Consider the following 23,629-nt stretch of genomic DNA (forward strand, 5'->3'; position numbering starts at 1 on the left):
ATCACTTTCCTTTCGTTGTGAGTGCTGCATCGAGACGCGGATAAACACGTCGCGCGTTACCTTCATAGATCTTGTACCGCTCGTCTGCATCGATATGCGCGGCCTCGATGTAGCGCTTCGTGTCGTCGAAATAGTTGCCCGTCTCCGGATCGATGCCACGCACGGCGCCGATCATCTCGCTCGCGAACAGGATGTTGTCCACGGGAATGACGCGCGTGAGCAGATCGATGCCAGGCTGGTGATAGACGCAAGTGTCGAAGAAGACGTTGTTGAGCAGATGATCCTTCAGCAACGGCTTTTTCAGCTCCTGCGCAAGCCCACGGAAGCGGCCCCAGTGATAGGGCACGGCGCCGCCGCCATGCGGGATCACGAAGCGCAAGGTCGGAAAATCGCGGAACAGGTCCGAGGTGAGGCACTGCATGAAGGCGGTGGTGTCCGCGTTCAGGTAGTGCGCGCCGGTGGTGTGAAAGCAGGCATTGCAACTCGTACTGACGTGGATCATCGCGGGGATATCGTACTCGACCATCTTCTCGTAGATCGGATACCAATAGCGATCCGAAAGTGGTGGACTGGTCCAATGGCCGCCCGACGGATCCGGATTCAGGTTGATGGCGACGTTGCCATATTCCTCCACACACCTGACGAGTTCAGGAACGCAGGTAGCGACATCCACGCCGGGGCTTTGCGGCAACATCGCGGCCGGAATGAAATGATCGGGGAAAAGCCGGCTCACGCGATAACACAGCTCGTTGCAGATCGCGGCCCAGGTGCTGGAGACTTCGAAGTCGCCAATGTGATGCGCCATGAAGCTCGCGCGCGGGCTGAAAATCGTCAGGTCGAGACCGCGCTCGCGCATCAGCCGCAACTGGTTGCTTTCAATCGACTCTCGCAACTCATCGTCGCTGATGTGCAGCTCGGACGCCATCGGCATCGCGGACGGGTTCCCAATGGCCGCGATCTGGCGGTTGCGCCACGCCTCCAGCGCTTTCGGCGCGGTAGTGTAGTGGCCGTGGATGTCGATGATCATCGTCGCTCCCAAAAAACTGATTTCATTGCCGGTGCGGTGTCACACGTGACACCGCACCGGCTTCCTTAGTGTGCCGCGTTTGGCTGCACCGCAGCCTCGCTGCTTTTCGTGCGCTGAGCCAGCAAGATGGCGATCGCAGCCAGCGTAGCGGGAATGGCCAGCATGGCCAGAATCGCTCCAAACTGCCAGCCGAGCCCGAGCAGCGCGCCGCCGATAGCGGACCCAAAGATGCTGCCGAAGCGGCCCATGCCGAGCATCCAGCTCACCCCGGTTGCGCGCGCCGCGGTCGGGTACCGGCCCGGTGCGAAGGCGTTCAATCCTGTCTGCGCGCCGCTCATGCAGAAGCCCGCCAGGAACACCAGCAAGGTGAGCGACGAGGACAAGGCGCCAATCCACCCCAACCCGAGCACGCACAGCGCGCCGCCGACATAGGCAGCACTGATCACGGGCGCCGGCCGGACCTTGTCCATCATCCAGCCAACGAGGATCGCGCCGATCGTTCCGCCGATCTGGAACATCGCCGTGGTGTTGGCGGCAGTAGTCACGCTCAGGCCGGCGTCCTTCATCAACGTGGGCAGCCACCCGGTCAGCAGATAGATCACGAGGAGACCCATGAAATAGGTCGCCCAAAGCGCCACCGTCATCAAGCCATAGCCATGCGAGAACAGCACGCCGATCGGCTTGCGCGTAGGCAGCCGCGGTTCGTTGGAGACGAACACCTCGTCACCGGCAAACTTCACGCCGCAAACCCGGCCCAGGACCGCGCCGATACGTGCGGACGGTGCGCCGCGCACCGCCAGCAAACGGGCCGACTCCGGCAGCAGCCACAGTTGCAGCGGGACCAGCACCAACGGCAAGGCACCACCGAAAATCAGCACCGATCGCCAGCCATGTTCGGGAATCAGCCAGCCGGCAGCGAAACCGATGAGGGCCGAGCCCAGGTTGAAGCCGGTGAACATAATCGTGATCAACAGCGAGCGCTTGCGCTGAGGTGCATATTCCGACAGCAGCGTCGTCGTGTTAGGCATCGCGGCGCCGAGGCCGATCCCGGTCAGCAGTCGCAACGCGGCCATCGCCATCGGCGTCTGGGTGAATGCCGTCGCAATCGTAAACACGCCAAAGAGGACAACCGATGCAATCAATACCCCCTTGCGCCCGATACGGTCGGAAGCGGGCCCTGCGGCGAGAGCGCCGATCACCAGACCAATCGGCGCCGCACTCATCACCAGGCCGAACGCGGGGCGAGAAATCCCCCAGTCGTGAATGATCGACGGCGCCACAAAACCCATGATGGCCACGTCCATCCCATCGGCAATCACCACGAGAAAACACAACGCCACCAGTAGCCACTGGTAAGGCGTAATGGGTCGCTCGTCGATAAAGGCCTTGATATCAATCACTTTTCCGCTTGTCATCAACTGTCTCCGGTCTCATTTAATATGCTTGCGCTCTTTGCGTTTGTGCTGATCAACTCTTTGCTTTACCCGCGCTGTCCCAATCGAGTTTCCCGCCGGACTTGCCCGCCACCGAGTACAGCGCGCCGGGCGCGTTGCGGGTGCGCTGAAAGGCTTCCAGCGTTTCTCCGCGCATGGCAGCGTAGATGTGCAGGTTCGACACACCGGTCACTGCCCCAAGCTTTTCGAGCATGAAGAAGATCACGCCGTAGTGCAGCAGGCCGCGCCAGTCGCGCCGGCGAATCAGGTCCCGCTCCTCCGCGGTCAAACCGGCGGCCTCGAAGCTGGCCTCGGGATCGCGCAGGAAGGCCTCGCGATGCGCCGGCTCCACCATCCGGTGCAGGTATTCGTTGATCCGGAACGCCTTCACTGCGATCTCGAGCGTGAAGGGATAGGTTCCCTCGAGCTTCTCGACGCCCGCCAGTTGAAGCGCCATTTGCTGCCGGTGACGTTCGACGATGGCGGGGTTCGTCTCTCCAGCGGTGCTCTCGTAGATGGCGGTCGCAATGCCTGCCATCGACGGCAGGTAGTAGCTGCGATGCTTGCAGACGACATTCGCCGACAACGCCCCTCGCATGGTGAGCCACATCACGACCTCCGCGCCCTCGAATCCGCCCAGTTCGGCGTACTCAGCGATCGTCATCCCGGCCAACTGCTCGGGGTCGCTTTCGAAGAGATCGAGAAAGCGCTGATCCCAATCCGTATTGTTGAAGCCGGCACGCTCGCCATGCACCTGGTGCGACAGGCCACCTGTTGCGACAATCGCGACTTTAAGATCCTCAGGATAGCTTTCGATTGCTCGTCTTAGCGCCTGTCCGAGTTTGTAGAACCGGCGTGCGCTGGGGATCGGCAATTGCAGCACGCCCATCTGCAGCGGCACGAGCTTGACCGGCCATTCGGGCTGGTGCGGGAAAAGCATCGACAAGGGCGAAAAGCAGCCATGATCGAGCGCCTTGTTCTGAAAGAAGGACATGTCGAACTCGTCGGTCATGAGCGAGTTCCCGATGTGTGCGGCCAGACCTGGATGACCTTTGATAGCAGGCAGATCGCGCGCGCCACCACCCTCGTCGGCGACGGGCCACTCCGGCCCGACGCCTAGCGCAAACGCCGAATAGTGATCGAAGAAGAACGAGGTGACGTGATCGTTGTAGATGGTCAGGATCACGTCGGGACGCTTGTCGGCGAGCCACTCGGCCAACGGTGCGAAATTCTCGAAGATCGGTGCCCAGACGGGATCGTCGCGCTTGTTCTTGTCGAACGCAAAACCGATGGTGGGTGTGTGCGAGGCAGCAATGCCTCCGATGATCCGTGCCATACCTGTAGTCCTTGAAAAGCTCGCTCAAACCGCCAGAAGAACCGCTAGGCCCTGGCGAGTGCAGGATGCGGTCGACGGCGGTGCACGCTCGCGGCGTGTCTCGATGCGTTGCGTCACCGGTCGGACGAAGCCAGCATCCTCTTCACGATGAGAGCAAGCGGAACCGTGAAGCAGAAATGAGACATGAAGCCGCCGATGATCACAACCGGATCGTAGTAATTGGGGTGGTTGTCGGAAGCGATCGAGATCGCCACATGCATGACGATCCAGGCAAAGATCGCGTAGAACAGCGCAACAAAGGTTGCCTCGTACCCGCGCCGGCGGAAGTACGGCCAGATCACGGCAAACAGGATGCCCCATGCGATCGAGAAGACGAAATGGATGGCTGTGCCGAGCACATAGGCCCATATGCCAATCGATTCCTGAAATGCCTTGCCAAAGACCAGCCCCGTAGCGTTGCGCGGAATGCCGGCCAGCGGCATCAAATGCTGTGCGCCCACCCAGACCAGCGCCTCGTAAATCCAGATGCAGACAGCGCCTGCGAGTCCCCCGGCAATGCCTGCCCGAACGATCGCCTCGCGCCCCGGTCCCGCCGCCGCACTCGACGTCCACCCCTTGTTGAACCCGCTACCGCTTGTACCAGGATCGCTGCGCATCTCTGTCTCCTCGAATATTTCGAGCAAAGATAAACAAGTCGCATCGGACCGTGAAAGTACGGGTTAACGCCAGGAAAGCACGAATATCCTGGGATCTTCGCGGCTGCCCGCGATGTCGCCAGACGGCTGGAAACACGCCGGAAACCACGCCCGTCAATGCAAAGGCCGAATCGGCCCAGGTTTCCAGCAGAAGCCGGAGCGACGCCTGGAATCGAGGCATCCCATAAACAAATCAGATGACGAAAGTAGGAAGTCGCAAGACGCGAGACGCGAGTGGTTGGGGCGTTAGCATCTCGCTATACTTGCGCCAAACGAAACAGCTCGATCTGATTGCCGACGCGGCATCGCGCCGTCGCCATCACCGTTGCCTGTCATCGAACTCCACGCACCGGCATCTCATCCGTGAGCAACAGCGAACTTCTCAATCTCGCCCATCTGCGTGCCTTCAAACTCGTTGCCGATACGGGCAGCGCGACGCGCGCAGCCTCGGCACTGTTTCGAGCTCAGTCCGCCGTGACGCGCTCGGTGCAGGAACTGGAGGCAGCGCTCGGCGAACAGCTTTTCGAGCGCAAACCGTCCGGGATGTTGCCGACACCAGTCGGTCGTGCCGTGCTGGAGCGTTGCGAGCGGATCTTTGCCGAACTCGAGGAACTCGCGCGGTGGTGTGCCGTGCGGCAGGTGCGACGGCGCGCCCCAGCGGAAGGTACGCTGCCCGCCTATCTCCTGAACGCTCGCCGGCTCCAGTTGTTCGTCGCGCTCGCACGTCATCGGCACATGCCGACGGCAGCCAGCACGTTCGGCATCAGTCAGCCGGCCGTGAGCAGCGCAATCCGGGTTCTGGAAAGCGGGTCGGGGCTCCGCCTGTTCCATCGAAGCCCGCGCGGCATTCTGCTCACCACCGAAGGCGAAACATTCCTGCTGCATTTGCGTCGCGCATTGAACGAGCTGCGGCATGTGCCGGACGACATCGCCGCGCTGCACGGGAGCATCCAGGGCGCGGTAACGGTCGGCGCGCTGCCGCTGGGCCGCACACTGATTCTTCCCGAGGCGATCGCCCGGATGACGGCGCGGCATCCTGGCGTGCGCGTGGTCACCGATGAAAGTGCATACGAAACGCTCGTCGCCGGGCTGCGTGCGGGCGACATCGACTTCATTCTGGGCGCGCTGCGTAGCAACGATGCGGCGAGCGGTCTCCAGAACGAGCGGCTGATGTCGGAAGAGATGGTGGTGCTCGCGCGACGCGATCACCCTCTGGCAGGCGCACAGCGGCTGACCATTGCGGACCTGCGTAATGCGCAATGGATCGTGCCGCGCAGCCACGCTCCTGCGCGCGCCCTGTTCGAATCGCAGTTCCGTCGCATGAAGCTGAAGCCACCCATGCCCACCGTCGAAACCGCGGACCTCGCTGTAATTCGCGGCCTGCTGCTCGGGACGGACATGGTCGCGGCGCTGTCCGCGCAGCAGTTGTACCACGAGTGCGAGTCCGGTCAGCTCGTGGTTCTCGACATTGCGCTGCATAACACGCAGCGCGACATCGGGCTCACGTTCCGTGCCGAAGGGACCCCCTCTCCCGCCGCACGCGCACTTATCGATGCGATCCGGCTGGCAGTCACAGACGTCGCACGCACACTGCGAAACGCCGATCGCAAATGACCTTTGCCGACCGCCCGCCCGTTTGGGAAACGGCATCGCCCCGTCGTTTTCGATTTCGGTAATAAAGCCTGATCCTTGCCGTTATTCGTCGGATCAATCGGCGGCGCCGACTATATGATCGGCGGTGGGCAGCCACGGCGCTTGCGTCGTGACGCCCCAGACACGCTCCAATAAAACACCGATAAGCAAAATGACAATAAGCAAACTTCGAACGCTCGCGGCACTCGTCGCCGTGTTCGCCACGGACCTCGCCGCGCTCACGCCCGCTCATGCGGCACTCGGCAGTACCCCGACATACACCGTCAATGCCACAAGCAGTGCTACCGCGCGACTCGCGCAAGGCGCGAACAGCGCAGCAGCGGGTTACACCGTGAACCAGACCACCCTCTCATCGGGCACCGTCGTCAGCGAGTATGTGGCCGCGAACAACACCGTGTTCGCGCTGAGCTGGCACGGTCCGACGCTCGCGCCGCTACAGACGCTGCTCGGCGATTACTTCCCGTCCTACGTGCAAGGCCTCGCCGCGGTGCATGCGGCGAACGGCGGCGGCTATGGACCGGCCGCGGTGCGTCAGTCGGCACTGGTGGTCGAAAGCGGCGGTCACATGGGCGCCTTTTACGGACGCGCCTATTTGCCCCAGGCGTTGCCGCAAGGCGTGAGCGCCGACGACATCAAATAAATAACCAATAAAAAATCGAGGAAACACTATGCGCCAAATCGCGTGGATCATCGCCGCGACGCTCGGACTCTGCATGGCAGGCTGCGGCGGCGGGGGCGGAGGAAGTGACGCCACAACGACAGGCACGGCTACTGCGGCGAGCGGAACCGCGTCGACGACCAGTTCGAGTTCGACGTCGAGCACGACATCGAACTCGAACACCAGCACCACTTCGACCAACGTGCTCGCAGCAGATGCAACAGCCGTGCCGACGACTGCCGGCCTCACCAACACGCTGGCTGTCACGGTTTCGGGCACCGGCATCAAGAATCAGCCGATGGTCAGCGTCACGATCTGCGGCAGCAATACGAGCGCCTCGGGTAACTGCACGACGATTCCGAACGTGATCGTCGACACCGGTTCGTATGGGTTGCGCCTGTTCCGCTCGGTCATTCCGGACGCGACCTTCAACGCGCTCGCAGCGGTACCGGACTCGTCCAGCCAGCCGCTCGCCGAATGCGCCGGCTTTGTCAGCGCCTACGGCTGGGGCACCGTGCACCTTGCAGACATCAAGCTGTCCGGCGAAACGGCTACCGCCGTACCGATTCACGTGCTGCAGGATCCGTCACTGACGACTGCCGTGCCGAGCGCCTGCAAGTCCGGCACCGCACTCACTACACCGTCCGCGCTCGGCGCAAACGGCATCATGGGCATTGGCGTAAATCTGCAGGACTGCGGAACACTGTGCGCGCTCGTGCCGCAACAGGGTCTGTACTACACGAATGCGGGCACGGTCACGACGGTGCCCGTCAACCAGCAGGTGGCAAACCCGGCAGCAATGCTGTCGCAGGACAATAACGGCGTGATTCTGGAAATGGCGCAGGTCGCCGACGGCGGCAGCTCGACAGCGACCGGAACCTTGGTCTTCGGCATCGATACGCAGACCAACAACACGCTATCGGGCACAGGCGCAACGCTGATCCCCAACGCGGCCAACGGCAACTTCACGGCGACCTACAGCGGCACCACGTACACCAACGAAGCGTTCTTCGATTCGGGATCGACCGCGCTGTTCCTCCAGGATCTGTCGATTCCGCACGACAGCAGCAGCTTGCTCTATGTGCCGACCACGACGCAAGGCCGCACGGCTACGCTGAACGTCGGCAGCTCGAGCACCGTGACGCTCGGCTTCAACATTGCGAACGCGAACACGCTGAGCGCGTCGGGCAACAACGCGTTCAACGACCTCGGCGCATACGCTACGGGCACGCTCGATTTCGGCCTGCCGGCCTTCTACGGACGGCATGTGTACTACGGCTTCCAGGGAAGCACGTCCACAGGTGGCGGTACCGGGCCTTATGTCGCCTATGTTTCGAACTGAGTAGCGTTTACCGGTTTGACGCTGTGCGTTGGCGGGTTCCTGTGGGACTTGTCAACGTGCGGCGGCACTGTGACATAGGTTGCCGAGGAAGCCGAGATTCCGGACATGAACTCCGCCTTAGCCGCGGCTTGCACGGGCTGGTTCACTGGAATCGGCAAAACGAGCTCCTTACATAGGTAACGCATGCAATCAATCGGATTGCATGCGGTATTATGGCCAACGCCTTTGATATTCAATGGGACAGCAACTCTACCGCTCCCTCCATCAGAGGACGTGAGCTCAAGATCCCAAGGACGGAGAATACGATGACGGCCGAAATGTGGAACGCGGTTGACGACTATCTTTCTCGCGGGCTGGTCAAGTCCGACCCGGCACTCGACGCAACGCTAGAGGCCAGCACGCAGGCCGGCCTGCGTGCGATCAACGTGGCACCCAATCAAGGCAAGTTTCTGCACCTGCTGGCGCGAATCCACGGCGCGCGCAGGATTCTGGAACTGGGCACGCTCGGCGGATATAGCGCCATCTGGCTCGCCCGCGCGCTGCCCGAGAACGGCGTGCTCGTTACGCTCGAAGCCGATCCGGGCAATGCCGATGTCGCAAGAAAGAATCTTGCTGTAGCGGGTCTGGCCGACAAAGTTTCGGTGATCACCGGACTGGCGGCTGAGAGCCTCGAACAGATGGTCGCCAGCAAGACACCGCCGTTCGACTTCATCTTTCTCGATGCAGACAAAGCCAGCTACCCTGAATACCTCCGGCTCACATTGCAGCTATCGCGGCCGGGCACCGTGATCGTCGCAGACAACGTCGTGCGCAACGGCAAGGTTGCAGACATGGACAACGACGAGCCGGACGTCATTGGCGTGCGCGAGTTTTTCGACATGCTCGCCGCCAACCCGGCGACGGATACGACGGCGGTGCAAACGGTGGGTTCGAAAGGTTGGGACGGCTTTTCGATTACGATCGTTTCGGCGCCGCCAAGTGGTGCGGGTGGCGCGTAATCGGTCCAATCCATCACGCATTCAGACACTCATGTCGCTTACCATTTTCGGCACCAGCCGCTCACGCGCTGAACGTGTTCTCTGGATGGCAACCGAGCTTGGCCTCGAGTTCGAGCATGAACCGCTCGACTGGCGCGATTGCCGGCAGAACGCGCGCTATCGCCTCGTGAACCCGGCCGGCACGATCCCGGCAATCTCCGACGATGGCTTCGTTCTCACGGAGTCGCTCGCGATCAATGTCTATCTGGCGCAAAAGGCCGGCAAGCTTTGGCCGGACGACGCCAAAGAACAGGCGTTGGTCCTGCAATGGAGTTTGTGGGCCGTGACTTCGCTTGAATCAGCCTATATGGTGTGGGCATGCAACACGATGTGGCTCCCCGAGTCGGCGCGCGACGCTTCGCTTGCGAGCTCCGCTGCCGCCGAGATGCAGAGCCCACTCGACCGGTTGGAACTGGCGCTTGCCGAATCCGAATGGCTCGTCGGAACGGCGTTCTCCGTAGCCGATCTGAACGTCGCAAGCGTCATTAGCGCCGTGCGTCACTTCGAGCGGGAGAAACGGCCACACGTCACGAACTGGCTCGACCGTTGCTGCGGCCGGCCTGCTTACCAGCAGGCTGCCAGGCTACCCTAAGCCCGGCTGAAACGCGTCGACGAGTCGTGCGCAACGGCATGCCACTTTATTGGTGAAATCCTCGGCGGCGCGATGAAACCCTCCATCAAGCTCCTAAAGCCCAGTCTTGCAGACTTGCCCGGCTATGTTGCCGCCTTGAACGTAGGCTGGTCGCCGGACAACGTCCGCCCAGCCGAAACGGCACGCGAACACCTCGAACGAATCGACACAGATACCGCCGGTTTCGTCGCGAGTCTCGATGATCCTGAAGCGGCAGGCGGCCCGATTTCCCTGCCCGATGGCTCGTTTATCACCCGCTTGCCTAGCGTCATCCGCTGGATATCGGATGGCGAGTTTTGCGGCTCGATCGGCTTTCGCTGGCAACACGGCAGCTCGGCGTTGCCGCCGATCGTGCCGGGTCATATCGGATACTCGATCGTCCCGTGGAAACGCAACCGCGGCTACGCTCGCGCGGCGCTCGCAGCGTTGCTGCCGTACGCCAAACAACGAGGACTGTCGTATGTCGAGTTGACCACCGACCTCGATAACCTTGCGTCGCAAAGGGTAATCGAAGCGTGCAACGGTGTGCTGATCGAGCGCTTTCGTAAGGACGAGGCATTTGGCGGCGCCGAGGCGCTCCGCTTTCGAGTGCCTCTGGACAGAATCAACGCAGCCGACGCATAGCGCCTGGAAGAAGCGCACAGGATATTGCCGCACCAGCTTCCCACACCTGCACAATCGTTCAAGACAGCGCGCGACGCTCGAGCCTAGCATCCCGACTTGATGCCTCGTAGCAGGCAGCCACTTCAGCAAGAGATGGAGGCAGACATGAACGTTGGTTTTATCGGCCTTGGCGTGATGGGACAGCCCATGGCGCTCAATCTGGCTCGCGCAGGCACCAGGCTGATCGTATGGAACCGCTCGAGCGAACGCAGCGAACCCTTGCGCGCAGCAGGCGCCACGCTCGCAAGCAACCCCACCGAGGTTTTCCAGCAAGCCGCCGTGGTGATCCTGATGCTGGCCGACGGCGATGCGATCGACGCCGTGCTTGGCCGCGGCACGCCGGCGTTCGGTAACAACGTCGCGCAGCACACCATCGTCCACATGGGGACCACCTCGCCCGAATATTCGCGCGGACTCGAAGCCGCGATTCGCGAGGCCGGCGGAAGTTATGTGGAAGCCCCTGTCTCCGGCTCGCGCAAGCCGGCCGAAGCCGGGCAACTTGTCGCGATGCTCGCGGGCGACCCCACTGCCGTCGAACGCGTGCGTCCTCTGCTTCAGCCCATGTGCCATCAGACGATTGTGTGCGGTCCCGTTCCGAGCGGCCTGCTGATGAAGCTCGCGGTGAACATCTTTCTGATCACGACGGTCACCGGCCTCGCGGAGGCGGCCCATTTCGCGCAGCAAAATGGGCTGGATATGGAGCAGTTTCGCGCTGTCGTCGACGCCGGTCAGATGGCCAGCAGCATCTCGCGCGTCAAAGTCCTCAAGCTGGTGACGCGCGACTTCGATGTGCAGGCCGCCATCACCGACGTGCTCAAGAACAACCGGCTGGTCGCCGAAGCCGCACGCAAGTCCAAGGTCGCGTCGCCGCTGCTCGACGTCTGCTACGCGCTCTACGGTGAGACGCTGGCGCTCGGACACGGCCAGGAGGATATGGCGGCGGTAATCCACGCATTCGAAGCCAGAACCGATTCCGGCGCTTAGAGTCGCTTATTTGGCCCCCCTGCTTGCGTGCAGCTTTCTTTATTGGTATAAATGCGAATCATTATCATTCACCAACATTTATACCGGGGTTAACCGGGATAAGTCGGCGGCTGCATCGTTTGCCCCGCTATCCCGAAGTACATATGAAAAAGGCTCCATGCCACCAGCGTCGCCTGACGGGAACCAGGCCACGCGATGAATTTGCGCGACGCCGCGTCACGGTCAGCGCCTTGCTCGCAATAGCGTGTCCCGCGCTCACCTATGCCGCCACCGATCTTGACGACGCGGCGTCAAATCCCGCGCAACCCGTCGCCGCAGCGCCCGCAGCGGCCTCGTCGGCGAACGCGTCCAGTCCGGACGTGGCCAACGGCTCGACGCTTCCGTCGATCTCGGTGAAAGGAGTCAAGGCGAAAACCGCCAGTCCGTATGCCGCGAAGACTGTGCAGACGGGCCAGTATCGCGGCCTCGATGCGCTCGAGGTTCCCGCCACGGTCAACGTCGTCACCAGCGACCTGCTGCAGGCGCAAGCGGCCACCGGATTGTTCGATGCGCTGCGCAATGTGGCAGGTGTCACGCGTCAGCAGTTGAGCGGCATCTCGTACGACCAGTTGTCGATTCGCGGGATCGCTCTCGACAACCGCCAGAGTTATTACCTCGACGGCGTGCTGCCGATCGACAACAACATCTGGATGCCGATGCAGGACAAGGAGCGGGTCGAAGTGCTGAAGGGCGCGGCCGCGTTGTATTACGGCTTCACGGTCCCGGCCGGGATCGTCAACATGGTGATGAAGAGGGCAGGCGACACGCCGGTCACCTCAGCTTCGGTGCTGGTCGATTCGCACGGCTCGGTCGGTGTACATGCAGATATTGCGCGACGCTTCGGGGTTGACAACCAGTTCGGGATTCGCGTCAACGCGATGGACGAGCACGTCGAAACGCCAATCAACGGCGACCGGGGCTACCGCAAGTTTGAGAGCGTCGCCCTCGACTGGAAGGCGACCAACAAGCTGACCTTCAAGTACGACCTCGAACATATCGATCAACGAGTTGTCGAACAGGCTGGCATCACGCCGCTCGCCGCTGTCAACGGAGTCATCACGTTGCCAAAGCTGCCCGACGCGTCGACCTTGCTGGTCCCGAACAACAAGCCGACCACCTCGACCGCCATCGCGCAGATCCTGCGCGCCGACTACCTTATCAACGACAACTGGAGCGCGAACGTCTCGATCGGGCAGTCCATTACGCAGCGTAACCGCTGGTTGTGGATTCTGCAGAAGTACAACGTCAATACGGGCGTTGGGACCCTGCAGGGCAGCCAGCAGAACGGCCAGTTTTACGAGAACAAGGACGTGCGCGCCGAGTTGAACGGTGTGTTCGACACGGGCCGCATCTCGAACGACGTGACGTTCGGCGTGGTCGAGAACTGGCTGTTCCAGCCGGACTTCACGACGTACTACTACACGGCCACCCAGAATCTCTATTCGCCGATCAGCATCACGTCGTTGAAGGCAGCGGGTTCGAAGGCGTTTTATGCGCAGCACATCAGCAATCGGGGTGCTTACATCTACGACCGGATTGGCCTGACGAAGGATCTGGATTTCACCGCTGGCTTGCGCTACTCGGATTACCACGCAACACAAGCGCAAACTGCGACCCAGGACGTGAACCACACGTCGCCGTCGGCGAGCCTTGTCTACAAGCTGACGCCGCACGACAGCATCTACGCGAGTTATATCGAAGGCCTGGAATCGGCGGGCACTGCTCCCGCTACCGCGTCGAATGCCTATCAGGTCTTGCCGGCAGCGGTTAGCAAGCAGGAAGAAGTCGGCTATCGCCACCGCTTCAGCAATGACTCGCTGCTGTCGGTTGCGGTCTTCCAGATCCGTCAGCCGTCCGCGAGCACGGGCGACGACAACGTGTACGCACTGAATGGCGTGGGGCGTTATCGAGGCATCGAGTTTTCGTACCAGGGCGACATCACGCGCGATCTTTCGATCGTAACGACCGGTATGTGGTTGAACGCAGAACTCGTCGACAGCACGGACTCGACGACCCTTGGCAAGACACCGGAAAACACGCCGCGCTATACCGGCAGCATCTTCCTGAACTACCTGGTTCCGCACGTGTCGGGCCTCTCCGTGAACGGCGGCGCGTACTTTATTGGCTCGCGTCCGATCAACGATGCCAATCAGGCGTATATCCCCGGCTACACGCTGTTCTCCGCAGGCGCGCGTTATCAGACGCACATTCTCGGCAAGAACGCGACGTTCCAGCTCAACGTCGACAACGCGTTCAATAAGCACTACTGGGCGTCCTCGGGATCGAGCCAGCTAGGTATCGGCCTGGAACGCACGATCTCGCTGACATCGACGTTCGACTTTTAAGGACCAGGTGATCGGCGCAGGGGTTTCGCATTCAACCGGATCAGATAACTTATGTTTGACTTTTCGTTGCATCACATCAGAGGAACTATTGCACTCGCGGTCGCGGCTATCGGCATTGCGAGCGGCAGCGTCGTGCATGCCACTCCCACGGACGCGAATGCTACTGGCGCTGTGAACAAAGTGGACACGCAGCAGATCACGGCGAACAAGAACGTGCTCTATGTGACGCGTCTGAAGCATCGCGACCGCGAGGAAGACGACAAGGTCCGCGCGCATCTCGAACAGCGCGGAATGATCGTCAAGATGGTGGACGAAACCGCGCCCGTCAGTGAAGCGAACGGCGAGGACCTCGTGATTATTTCGTCGGTAGTCAGCGCACGGGATATGGTCGGTACCGCTTTCCGTGACATACCGGTGCCACTGATCACATGGGAGTCGGACCTGTTCGACTCGTTGCGCTTCACTGGACAGAAGAAGGGCGAGGACTTCGGCGAACTGGCCAAGGAGCATTACATCAATGTCGTCAACGCACCGAGCCCGCTTGCGGGCGGCGTGTCGGCGGGCAAGCACTGGGTTTATCCGCGCGACGACGAAATGGGATGGGGCAAACCCGCACCGGGTGCGACGGTCATCGCGACAGAATGCGGCGAGCCGACCCATGCGGTGGTTTTCGGTTACGAAAAAGGAGCGACGATGGACTACGACTTCATCGCGCCCGCGCGTCGCGTCGCATTTTTCCTGGGTAACCGTTCGTTCGAAAAGCTGAGCACCGATGGCATCGCGATGTTTGACGCGGCGCTTGACTGGGCTCTTTCCTCGTCCCGGTGAAATTTCCCCGCGTCTGTAACAGTCAACTAACACCCTAAATTACGAATGAGTTCCCTTCAGACGCCCACGGAGTCGCCCGCTCAAAAGACTCTCTCACCAGTTTCCGTGAGCCAAAAGAGTCGCACAAATACGCGGTCCCGCCGGAGCCAGGTTCTCAAATGGCTCCGCAAGGTTCACGGGTGGGTTGGACTTTGGGGAGCAGTCCTCGGGTTGCTCTTTGGGCTGACAGGTTTCCTGCAGAATCATCGGGCGCTCATGAAAATCAAGGTGGGTGACGCGCCCATCGTGTCGAAAGTGCAACTGCCAATATCCCCTGACAAGCTTAAAGGGCCGCGTGATCTTGGTCGCTGGGTCCAGACAGAAATGCAACTTGATCGCGCGGCTTCCCGCGTCACGCGCGACCCCGCACAGCCTGTTACCTGGGGCGACCGTTCGGTCATCCAGCCCGAGCACTGGTCGGCCCGCTTCACGGCTCCGCACTACCTGGTCGACGCCGACTACTGGAAAGGTGGAACTTTTGTGTCGGTCGAACGAAGGGAGCAGAATTTCATCGCCGTAATCGAAGCACTTCATCGTGCGAATGGTACGACCGCCGGCTGGATCTTGCTCGCTGATACGGTCGCCGGAAGTCTGGTGCTGCTCTCGATTACAGGGGTCATCCTTTGGACCGAGCTTAATCGCCGGCGAACTTTGGGTGCGCTCATCTTTTTTAGTTCGATTGTCGCGATGATAGCTTTTGCCATGCAGTCGATCTAAGTTCAAAAGGACCTGGCCTCGACAGGGCGAGCCGCGTGTCGGCATGAAACACGCCGCTAACTCTGTACTGGGCTTTGATCAGTATGTGGCATTCGCCTGGCAGGCAGTGCCAGCGTTGCCCTCTGAAATTGAAGGTCTGAACGCCGGATACCGTCATACCGATCGCATACGTGTCGTGACGGTGCGGCGCAAACGGCCGGCCGTGGAAGCTCGATTCCCTCTGCGCCCATGCCGTTCCTGATGCGGTCTGCTGCGGCCATCTCGTCCCATCCTTGCCGTGCGGTTCGCGGCGGCGATCTGACTCGCCGCGCAATCTTAGCACTCGATGCGAAGCGGCGTTTGAGAGGATGCTAGCGGGTTTTGCAGGCAGAAAACCGCAAAAGGATAATTTTCTTCAATACACCTCACGCTGCCGCCCGTTACCTTCTGCCTTCGAGAATTTCGAAACAATCTGCAGAGGGCAATGAATGAGCGTCGTTCTTTCCATGGCAGCGTTTTCGCTGGCTATGTCGATTTCTCCCGGGCCGGTCAATATCGTCGCGCTCAGCGCCGGCGCTCAACACGGGCTCGGTGCAAGCCTGCGGCACGTCACCGGCGCGACCTTCGGTTTCACGTTGCTGCTCCTGCTGACGGGCTTCGGTCTGCGCGAGCTGCTCAGTCACCGGCCGCATCTCACCCAGCTCATTCAATGGGCTGGCGTGGCCTTTCTATTCTTCATGGCTTATAAGTTGGCAACTGACGACGGAACGCTCGGAGACGCTCAAGCCCAACTTGGCAAAGCGCCATCCTTGCTGTCCGGCGCGGCAATGCAATGGCTGAATCCAAAAGCCTGGCTCGCGGCGGTCGCCGGCATAGGCGTCTATGCGGCCACCGGTGATCGCGCAGAGGTCTGGCGGTTCACGGCCGTCTACTTCGTGATCTGCTATGCCTCTATCGCGTGTTGGGCTTATGCGGGGTCATGCCTGCGTCGGTATTTGGGCGATCCCGCGCGGATACGCTTCTTCAATCGCGTGATGGCGCTCCTGCTTGCCGGTAGCGCTCTCTACTTGCTCAAGGCCTGAACCACCGGACTTGCCCTATCCGGAACCCGGCATTCATCCCCGGTATTGACCGGGCGTCGCCGCTACGAATTTCCTGAAGGCTCGCTGCAAATGAGCCTGATCGGCAAAGCCTGCTTCGGCGGCCACCTCGGCGATGGCCCGTCCGCGTCTGAGTTGCGCACGGCTATATTCGATGCGGCTATTCATCAGGTATGCATGAGGCGTCATGCCGTAGCGAAGCTTGAACGCGCGGATCAAATAGGATGCGGAAAGATCCGCCGCGGCGCAAATTTCATCCAGCAACAGGGAGCGCAGGCAATTGTCCTTGATGTATTCCGCGGCACGCGTCAGCCTGCGGTTTTCGCTGGTCTTCAGCACCGGCGCCAGACCGAGATACCGGTGCACTTCCGAAAAGAAGTGGACGGCCGCGCTCTGCCTTTGCAGCGTGTCCGACTGTACGTCGCTGAGCATGTCGTACAGATGGTTCAAGCCGTGGTATAGAACCGGCAGCGTTGTCAGCGTGGCGGAAAACGCATGAAAATCACCGTTTAGGTGTATGCCCAGATCCCGTTGAAGGTCCCTAAGCCAGACTACATCCGCGTAAATCATGCGGTAAGCCCAGAGCCGATTGTCGATCGGGTTACAAGCATGAACCTGTTCCGGGTTGATCACCACCACCGCGCCCGCGCCGATGCGTTCAAGCATCCGTCCATTCAGATAGGTACTCTCGCCGCCGGTGACCGCGCCGATTGAGAACGTCGAGTGCGAATGCCTGCCGTAGCAAACGCTCCGGCCATCCTCGATCGAACGGGCTTCGATAAAAGGCAACGCATCATCCCGCCAGAAGATAGGCGCCATCGGTTCGTTCGTCGCTAAGCTCACGCCGTTTGCCATGCTCGGTCGTTATCCAGCATCCATGATATGCGCAACTGCTCAAAATGGTTCGCCGCTTCAGTGTGTACAGTCTGCAGTGTCAGTTACATGAAGCGCGGAGGCAGGACTGGCAGCAAGTGGGCGCCAGCAACAGAGCAAGGATACGACGAAACGAACGCGCGCGGATGTAACCGAACAAGTTAACACCAATCCGAAGAAGTTAACAGTCCCGGCGTGAAATTTCGCAACATCCCCTGGCGCTCGGATGCCGTTCCTGGCAAGCTACGGAAATCAGCCGCTGTTCTCAGGTTTTTCTCCTGGCGTATCGCCAACGAAAGTGGTGTAATCATCACCGTCTGCAGGTTGCCTGGGACTGCCACACTATCCGTCCGGATCGACAGTTCAAGGCAGGCGCGCTAACCACCGCGTCATCACGCCATACCTGAGCTGAAACGCAGCGACACATGGCAGTCATACAACGGCCCCGCCAACAACCGTCTTGTTTGATTTAAAGAGTGGAGGTACCCCATGTCGACCCATGCACACTCACGTGAAGCGAGCGCTGCCGAACGGTTCGTTCGTGCAACCAGGCAAGTTGATATTGCATTTCGCGTCGTGAGGGGAGAGGATGTGCCGCAGAGTCGGCAAATCGAGCATTCGCTCGCGTTGCGTCAGCTCGAGCAGGCATTGGACGAACTCGCAGAGGCTCAGGATTACTTCGATTCGGCCGTCGGCAAGATCGCACCCAAGCCGAAGCGGACCAACTAATCCGGCTGCCCCGCTATTGTTTCCGGCTTATCAGGAACCATGTCTACGACGATTGAACGACTTGACGGCGAAGCTCGCGAGCGTCTGATCCGCTGGATTCGCCACCGCATGGACGAGTTTGGCATTACGTTGCCCGCCCTCGCGCAGTCTCTCGAATCGGACCGCAAGGAAGAACAGGCGGTGGCTTACCGCGACGCGTGGGGCAACACCTGGAACGGCCGCGGTTCGCTGCCCGAGTGGTTGCAGCGCGCCGTCGCCGCTGGGCAAAGCATCGAGCATTTTCGCTGCGGCGAAAATGCATAATGCGGCTGGCGTATTACGTGCGCAGGTTTGAGCGCGACACGGTCAAATGCGGCTTTCAAATACGGCGGTCAACTAAACCGTGCCGTGCACACCCTTAACTGGGCGTCTCCCACCCCAGGCCCAGACTCTTCTGCAACGCAACGTAGTCCTTGATCAACTGCGCGTCGCTCTGAATCCGGTTCTGTTCCGCTGAATAGCGGGTCCGCTCGGCATCGAGCCAGTCCAGCGCCGTAGTCGTACCCGCACGGTAGCGCTGCTCGGTCAATACGGCAGCATGCGTCGCCGAGTCTTCCACCTCACGAAGGCTTAGCGCATTCTCGCGCTCGTGCCCATAGCGCGACAACGCCACATCCGCATCCTTCAGCGCGCCCAGCACGGTGCTCTGATACTTTGCCTCGGCCTCGTCGCGCCCTGCCTTGGCCTGATCGACGCTCGCCTGGGTGCGGCCGAAATCGAGCACATTCCATTGCAGGTACGGCACCCCGAGCCAGGTATAGTTGCTCTTGCGCAGCAGATGGCCCGGATCGGAGGCGCTGAAGCTCAGGTCTCCAAACAGCGTGACCTTCGGAAACCAGTCCGCTTCATGCTCGCCGATCTGCGCGTTCTGCGAGGCAAGCCGCCGCTCGGCCGCGCGGATGTCGGGACGCTGGCGCAGCAAGCGCGCGGGGTCGCCCACCTCCACTGTCGCCGGCAAGGTGGGAAGCGGCTGCGGCGCGGCCAGCTCGGCATCCAGCGCGCCGGGCTCGCGGCCCGTCAGCACGGCCAGTTCGTCGAGCGATTCTTCCACCTGGGCGTCGAGCGGAATGATGCTCGCCTGGGTGTTCTCGACCTGCGAACGAATCCGTTCGACGTCGAGATCCGACGCGACGCCACGCGCACGGCGCTGCTCGGTGAGCGTCAGGATGTGCGTTTCGAGTTCCGCGGATTGATGCGCGATCGCCACGCGCTGCTGCTCGTCGCGCAAGCCGACATACGCCTGGGCGACCTCGGCGGCCAGTTGCACATGGGAATCCGCGAGATCCGCCTGCGACGCGTCCGCCTCTGCCGAGGCGGCTTCGATGGCCCGCCGCGTGCCGCCGAAAATATCGAGCTCCCAGCTTGCATCGAAACCCGCAAGATAGAAGCCGATCGGCCCGCCGCCACTCGACGCCCCGCTCTGCCCGCCTTCGAGCGAAGCCAGATCGGGGGAGCGCGAGCGCAAATACCCCGCGCTCGCCTGCACCTTGGGCAATTCATTGCGCTGCTGCGCCGTGAGCCCGGCGCGCGCTTGCCGCACGCGCGCCTCGGCGGCGTGCAGGTCCGGGCTGTTCTTGAGCGCGGTATCGATCAGCGCGTCGAGTTGCGCGTCGTTTAACGCCCGCCACCAGGCCGCGGCGACCGGCGCCGTCGCCACGGTTCCCTGCGGCGCCCGGTTGAACGCGCTTGCTTGCGCTGCCAGCGGTGCGGCCTGCGGCGCGCCATGGTAATCCGGCCCCACCGTGCAGCCCGCCAGCAGCAGTGCAGCGGTCAGCGGAATCAGGCCATGACCCAGAGCAGTGTTGAATGACTTCATGTTGTTTTCAATGTCCCGCCGACGGCGCACCGGCAGCCGGCCTCTTCAGAAAGAACGCGAGCGGAATGCAAAGCAGCAGCGCGACGCCGAGCACGTAGAAGGTTTCGGAATAGGTGATGACCGTCGCCTGCTGCTGCATCTGCGCGGTCAGTTGCGCGAGCGCCTGGAGCCTGGCGTAGGCCATGTCGCCGCTTTGCGCGAAAAAACTCGCGGCGCTCGCCGTAATATGGTCCTGCCCAACCAGCGAGTTCGCACTTAACGAATCGCGGATCACGTCTTCATGGAAAGTGTTGCGCCGGTCGATGAAGGTGCCCAGCAGCGCCAGGCCGACCGAACCACCCAGGTTACGCGCCATGTTGTAGAGGCCGGCCGCATCGCCCGCCTCCTCGCGCGGCACGGCCGCCATCGACGCCTGATTGAGCGGCATCATCGCCAGCACCTGACCCACACCGCGCAGCAGTTGCGACCACGTGAAGTCATGGCCGACGCTTTGCGCGGTGAGCGAGATGTCGAGCATGCAACTCGCGGCGAAGCAGCAGAGCCCGGCGATCACCATCAAGCGCGTATCCACGCGACCCATCAGGCGCGGCAGCACCGGCATCAGCAGAAATGCGGGCACGCCGGACACCAGCATCACCGCGCCGGACTGCTCTGCGTTGTAACCCGACACGCCGCTCAGAAATTGCGGCAGCAGGTACGACACGCAATACAGACCTGCGCCCACCGTGAAGACGATCATGATCACGCTCGCGTAGCGCGTGTTCTTCAGCAACTTCAGGCGCACGATCGGCGCCTTCGAGACGACCTGCGCGATCAGCAGCAGGCCGATACCCACCGCAGAAAGAATGCTCAACCAGACGATCATCGACGATTCGAACCAGCGTTCGCGCTGCCCTTCTTCGAGCACCACGGTCAGCGAACTCAAACCCGCAGCCAGCCCGACGATGCCGAGCCAGTCGGCCTTGATGAACTGCGTCCAGTTGGTGTGGTCCTTCTTCAGCCCCACGTACAGCAGGATCACGAGCGCGACGCAGACCGGCAGGTTGACGAAGAAACACCAGCTCCAGTCGATATTCTCCGCGAGCCAGCCGCCCACCACTGGCCCGAGCAGCGGTCCGAGCAGCACGATCAGCCCGAACATGGTCATGCCGATCGGCATCTGATGACGCGGCAGACGCGTCGCGACAATAGTCTGCGCAGTGGGAATCATCGCGCCGCCGGTGAAGCCCTGGCCGATGCGCCCCGCGATCATCTGCGGCAGGCTGTGCGAGATGCCGCACATGATCGAGAACACCGTGAAGAGTGTCGCATTGCCAAGCAGGAAATTACGCAGTCCGAACACACGCGTGAGCCACGCGGCGAGCGGGATCATCACGATCTCGGACATCAGGTAACCGGTCGAAATCCACGTGCCTTCGGTGCCGGTCGCGCCGATTTGCCCCTGGATCTGCGGCAAGGCCGAGTTCGTGATGGAGATGTCGAGCGTCGCCATCAGCGCGCCCAGCGCGCCGGCGGCTACGGCGATCCAGTCGGCCGCGCTGGCGTTGGCGGGATGCGCCGGCTTCGTCGAAGCCGGCGTGCTTGCCGCCTCATTCGCCGCAGTTTGCGAATCAGCCACGCCCGTTTTCCCGTTCGATGCGCTCTGCCGTGTCGCGAGCGCCGTGCGTGTCCACGTCCACGTTCACGGACAAGCCAGGCAGCAGCACCTTGCGCGTTTCCGGGCCGGCCGCGATACGGATCTTCACCGGCACGCGCTGGACGATCTTCGTGAAGTTGCCGGTGGCGTTCTGCGCCGGCAGCAGCGCGAACTGCGAACCGGTGCCGGGCGAAAAGCTGTCTACCGTGCCGCGCAGATCCTCGCCGGGCAAGGCGTCGACGCGGATCGTCGCCGGCTGGCCGACGCGCATCAGGCCGATCTGCGTTTCCTTGAAATTCGCCGTGAGATACACGTCCTGCACCGGCACGATGGTCATCAGGCGCGTGCCCGGCTGCACATACTGGCCGACGCGCACCGAGCGGTCGCCGACACGCCCGGCAATCGTGCTGCGCAGCACCGTGTCCTGGGCGTCGAGTTGCGACTGACGCGCGCTGGCGAGCGCTGCTTCAAGTTGCGCGCGAGCCTGGGCGATCTGCGCCTGCAGGTTCGCAATCTGCCGCTCGGCGACCTGCAGCGCTGCGGCATCCGCGGCGCGCGTCGCGCTGGCCTGGCGCGCCGTGTTGCGCAAGTCGGCAACGCGCTCGTCGGTCTCGGCTCCGGTGACGGCAAGCGGCTCGTAGCGTTTGACCTGGGCAATAGCGTGAGCCTCGTTGGAAACAGCGCCGTCGAGCTGCGCGCGCGCCTCGCCGATGCTCGCCTGCTGCTGAGCCAGCTCGGCTTCGCCGCGCACGATGTCGGCCTGGCGCGCGGCCACGGTGGCGTTGGCCTGTTCCAGCGCCGCCTGATATTGGCGGTTGTCGAGCCGCACGAGCGGCTGGCCGAGCGCAACCGTCTGGTTGTCGCCGACCAGCACTTCCGCCACGTAGCCCGACACTTTCGGCGCAACCGTCATACTATCGGCTTGCAGGTAGGCGTCGTCCGTGCTCTGGATGAAGCGCCCCACCATCCACCAGCGCACGCCCCAGGCGGCGGCCGCGAGCAGGGCCAGCAGGCCGGCGGCCATCAGCAGCCGACGCGCGGTGGGGCGGCGGGCCGGGGTCGCGCCTTTGGCTTCATTGACGGGAAGGGTGGCCGACATGACGACTCCAAATTTTTTCCAATTGATATAATTATTCCAGTTGGCACATTTCTGTCAATTGATATATTTTTACATCGCTTACGAAAACTTTGAAGGATCAAACGGATGTCCCCTCCCCCGAGACATCGCCACGCCATCGACGGCGGCTACCAGCGCGGTGAAGAAACGCGGGCGCGCATCGTGCTCGCCGCGCTCGACCTGTTCGGCGAACGCGGCTTCAATGGCGCCTCCACGCGCGACATTGCCGAGCACGCGGGCGTCAATACACCGGCCATCGGGTACTACTTCGATAACAAGGAAGGGGTCTACCTGGCGTGCGTGGAGCACATCGTGACGCGGGTGTGGACAGAGATTTCGGCGCCCGTCGAAGCCGCCGAGGCGGCACTGGCGAGCAATGCCGACGACGAGACGCTGATCGAAGCGTTTTGCGCCATCCAGGCACGCATTGCCGAGTTCATGTTCACCTCGACCGAATCGGACAAGTGGCGCCTGTTCGTGGCGCGCGAGCAAGCTGGGCTCGGGCCGTTATCCGGGTTCGAGATGATAGAGAAGAAGGTCAGTAGCCATCTGACCTGCGTCAGCGCGGCGATTGTGGGGCGCTTGCTCGGACGCCCAGCGGATGACGAAGAGACCCTCATCCGCACGCTAACGCTCAACGGGCCGGTGGTTGTGTTTCACACTCACTGCCGCAAGTCGCTTCGGGTGCTCGGGTGGGACAGCTTCAACGCCAGCAGGCTGTCCACGCTGATGGGCATCGTGAAAGAGCATACGGTCACGCTGCTGCACAGCATGATTGAGATGAAGCGTAAGAGGACGCTCGCTGATTCGAAAGCGCAAGGTGCCAAAGCGAAGCCGGTCAAGCGCGCATCTTGAGGGACTTTTACACGGATGGGGTTCGCTCGCCGCCCAGGCCATGCGTTCCCATCCTCAT

At 61.8% G+C, this 23,629-nt stretch carries 22 protein-coding genes and 1 pseudogene; 14 read left to right on the plus strand and 9 right to left on the minus strand.

Going from position 1 to position 23,629, the window contains the following annotated elements:
* Position 1: 1 nt before the first annotated feature.
* From AC1ECK_RS06200 to AC1ECK_RS06215, 4 genes are all read right to left on the minus strand, one after another.
* Positions 2–1,027, minus strand: coding sequence for an amidohydrolase family protein (locus AC1ECK_RS06200; protein WP_480316969.1), 1,026 nt, complete (start codon positions 1,025–1,027; stop codon positions 2–4).
* Between the two features lie 65 nt (positions 1,028–1,092).
* Positions 1,093–2,442, minus strand: coding sequence for an MFS transporter (locus AC1ECK_RS06205; protein WP_480316971.1), 1,350 nt, complete (start codon positions 2,440–2,442; stop codon positions 1,093–1,095).
* A gap of 52 nt (positions 2,443–2,494) precedes the next feature.
* The gene (locus AC1ECK_RS06210) at positions 2,495–3,796 is read right to left on the minus strand and encodes a gallate dioxygenase (RefSeq protein ID WP_480316973.1); all 1,302 of its coding nucleotides are present in this window, start codon (positions 3,794–3,796) and stop codon (positions 2,495–2,497) included.
* A gap of 113 nt (positions 3,797–3,909) precedes the next feature.
* Entirely contained in the window at positions 3,910–4,452 is a 543-nt protein-coding gene (locus AC1ECK_RS06215; RefSeq protein WP_480316975.1) for a hypothetical protein, read from the minus strand.
* Positions 4,453–4,854: 402 nt separating this feature from the next.
* Between AC1ECK_RS06215 and AC1ECK_RS06220 the strand changes: the two genes are divergently transcribed.
* The 10 genes from AC1ECK_RS06220 to AC1ECK_RS06265 all read left to right on the plus strand — a co-directional run bounded on the left by AC1ECK_RS06220 (position 4,855) and on the right by AC1ECK_RS06265 (position 15,427).
* Positions 4,855–6,105: a LysR substrate-binding domain-containing protein gene (locus AC1ECK_RS06220; protein WP_480316977.1), complete on the plus strand. Its 1,251-nt coding sequence runs from the start codon at positions 4,855–4,857 to the stop codon at positions 6,103–6,105.
* Positions 6,106–6,295: 190 nt separating this feature from the next.
* Entirely contained in the window at positions 6,296–6,784 is a 489-nt protein-coding gene (locus AC1ECK_RS06225; RefSeq protein ID WP_480316979.1) for a DUF2844 domain-containing protein, read from the plus strand.
* A gap of 28 nt (positions 6,785–6,812) precedes the next feature.
* Positions 6,813–8,144, plus strand: coding sequence for a DUF3443 family protein (locus tag AC1ECK_RS06230; RefSeq protein ID WP_480316981.1), 1,332 nt, complete (start codon positions 6,813–6,815; stop codon positions 8,142–8,144).
* 305 nt (positions 8,145–8,449) lie between these two features.
* Positions 8,450–9,142, plus strand: coding sequence for an O-methyltransferase (locus AC1ECK_RS06235; protein WP_480316983.1), 693 nt, complete (start codon positions 8,450–8,452; stop codon positions 9,140–9,142).
* A gap of 31 nt (positions 9,143–9,173) precedes the next feature.
* Complete coding sequence (locus AC1ECK_RS06240; protein WP_480316985.1) at positions 9,174–9,773, plus strand: glutathione S-transferase family protein; 600 nt, start codon at positions 9,174–9,176, stop codon at positions 9,771–9,773.
* A 72-nt stretch (positions 9,774–9,845) separates the two neighbouring features.
* Positions 9,846–10,436, plus strand: a complete 591-nt coding sequence (locus AC1ECK_RS06245) for a GNAT family N-acetyltransferase (protein ID WP_480316987.1) — start codon at positions 9,846–9,848, stop codon at positions 10,434–10,436.
* 132 nt (positions 10,437–10,568) lie between these two features.
* On the plus strand, positions 10,569–11,459 hold the full coding sequence (locus tag AC1ECK_RS06250) for an NAD(P)-dependent oxidoreductase (RefSeq protein WP_480316989.1): 891 nt from the start codon (positions 10,569–10,571) through the stop codon (positions 11,457–11,459).
* A 143-nt stretch (positions 11,460–11,602) separates the two neighbouring features.
* Positions 11,603–13,843 carry a TonB-dependent siderophore receptor gene (locus AC1ECK_RS06255; RefSeq protein ID WP_480316991.1) on the plus strand — a complete coding sequence of 747 codons (2,241 nt, stop codon included), beginning with the start codon at positions 11,603–11,605 and terminating at the stop codon, positions 13,841–13,843.
* 51 nt (positions 13,844–13,894) lie between these two features.
* A complete protein-coding gene (locus AC1ECK_RS06260) occupies positions 13,895–14,671 on the plus strand; it encodes a hypothetical protein (RefSeq protein ID WP_480316993.1) in 777 nt (258 codons plus the stop codon).
* Between the two features lie 45 nt (positions 14,672–14,716).
* Positions 14,717–15,427, plus strand: coding sequence for a PepSY-associated TM helix domain-containing protein (locus AC1ECK_RS06265; RefSeq protein WP_480316995.1), 711 nt, complete (start codon positions 14,717–14,719; stop codon positions 15,425–15,427).
* A gap of 79 nt (positions 15,428–15,506) precedes the next feature.
* On the opposite strand, the pseudogene AC1ECK_RS06270 reads toward AC1ECK_RS06265, so the two are convergent.
* Positions 15,507–15,665, minus strand: a pseudogene (locus AC1ECK_RS06270) (AraC family ligand binding domain-containing protein); the annotation flags it as partial.
* Positions 15,666–15,894: 229 nt separating this feature from the next.
* Between AC1ECK_RS06270 and AC1ECK_RS06275 the strand changes: the two are divergent.
* Positions 15,895–16,488 carry a LysE family translocator gene (locus tag AC1ECK_RS06275; RefSeq protein ID WP_480316997.1) on the plus strand — a complete coding sequence of 198 codons (594 nt, stop codon included), beginning with the start codon at positions 15,895–15,897 and terminating at the stop codon, positions 16,486–16,488.
* Positions 16,489–16,521: 33 nt separating this feature from the next.
* Here the strand turns inward: AC1ECK_RS06275 and AC1ECK_RS06280 are convergent, their stop codons facing one another.
* Positions 16,522–17,361 (minus strand): AraC family transcriptional regulator, encoded by an 840-nt coding sequence (locus tag AC1ECK_RS06280; RefSeq protein WP_480316999.1) that lies wholly within the window; start codon positions 17,359–17,361, stop codon positions 16,522–16,524.
* Positions 17,362–17,868: 507 nt separating this feature from the next.
* Here AC1ECK_RS06280 and AC1ECK_RS06285 point away from each other — a divergent pair.
* Positions 17,869–18,108, plus strand: a complete 240-nt coding sequence (locus tag AC1ECK_RS06285; protein ID WP_480317001.1) for a hypothetical protein — start codon at positions 17,869–17,871, stop codon at positions 18,106–18,108.
* Between the two features lie 39 nt (positions 18,109–18,147).
* Positions 18,148–18,411 carry an H-NS family nucleoid-associated regulatory protein gene (locus AC1ECK_RS06290; RefSeq protein ID WP_480317003.1) on the plus strand — a complete coding sequence of 88 codons (264 nt, stop codon included), beginning with the start codon at positions 18,148–18,150 and terminating at the stop codon, positions 18,409–18,411.
* Between the two features lie 94 nt (positions 18,412–18,505).
* Here AC1ECK_RS06290 and AC1ECK_RS06295 read toward each other — a convergent pair whose 3' ends face one another.
* The 3 genes from AC1ECK_RS06295 to AC1ECK_RS06305 are packed head-to-tail and all read right to left on the minus strand — an operon-like array spanning position 18,506 to position 22,698.
* A complete protein-coding gene (locus AC1ECK_RS06295; protein ID WP_480317005.1) occupies positions 18,506–19,963 on the minus strand; it encodes an efflux transporter outer membrane subunit in 1,458 nt (485 codons plus the stop codon).
* 7 nt (positions 19,964–19,970) lie between these two features.
* A complete protein-coding gene (locus tag AC1ECK_RS06300) occupies positions 19,971–21,581 on the minus strand; it encodes an MDR family MFS transporter (protein ID WP_480317007.1) in 1,611 nt (536 codons plus the stop codon).
* The gene (locus AC1ECK_RS06305; RefSeq protein ID WP_480317009.1) at positions 21,574–22,698 is read right to left on the minus strand and encodes an HlyD family secretion protein; all 1,125 of its coding nucleotides are present in this window, start codon (positions 22,696–22,698) and stop codon (positions 21,574–21,576) included. Before AC1ECK_RS06305 ends, AC1ECK_RS06300 begins: the two co-directional genes overlap by 8 nt.
* A gap of 105 nt (positions 22,699–22,803) precedes the next feature.
* On the opposite strand from AC1ECK_RS06305, the gene AC1ECK_RS06310 reads away from it, so the two are divergent.
* Positions 22,804–23,571: a CerR family C-terminal domain-containing protein gene (locus AC1ECK_RS06310; protein WP_480317011.1), complete on the plus strand. Its 768-nt coding sequence runs from the start codon at positions 22,804–22,806 to the stop codon at positions 23,569–23,571.
* The last annotated feature ends 58 nt before the right edge of the window (positions 23,572–23,629 follow it).

The sequence above is a fragment of the Paraburkholderia sp. SSBN10T genome, assembly GCF_056619545.1.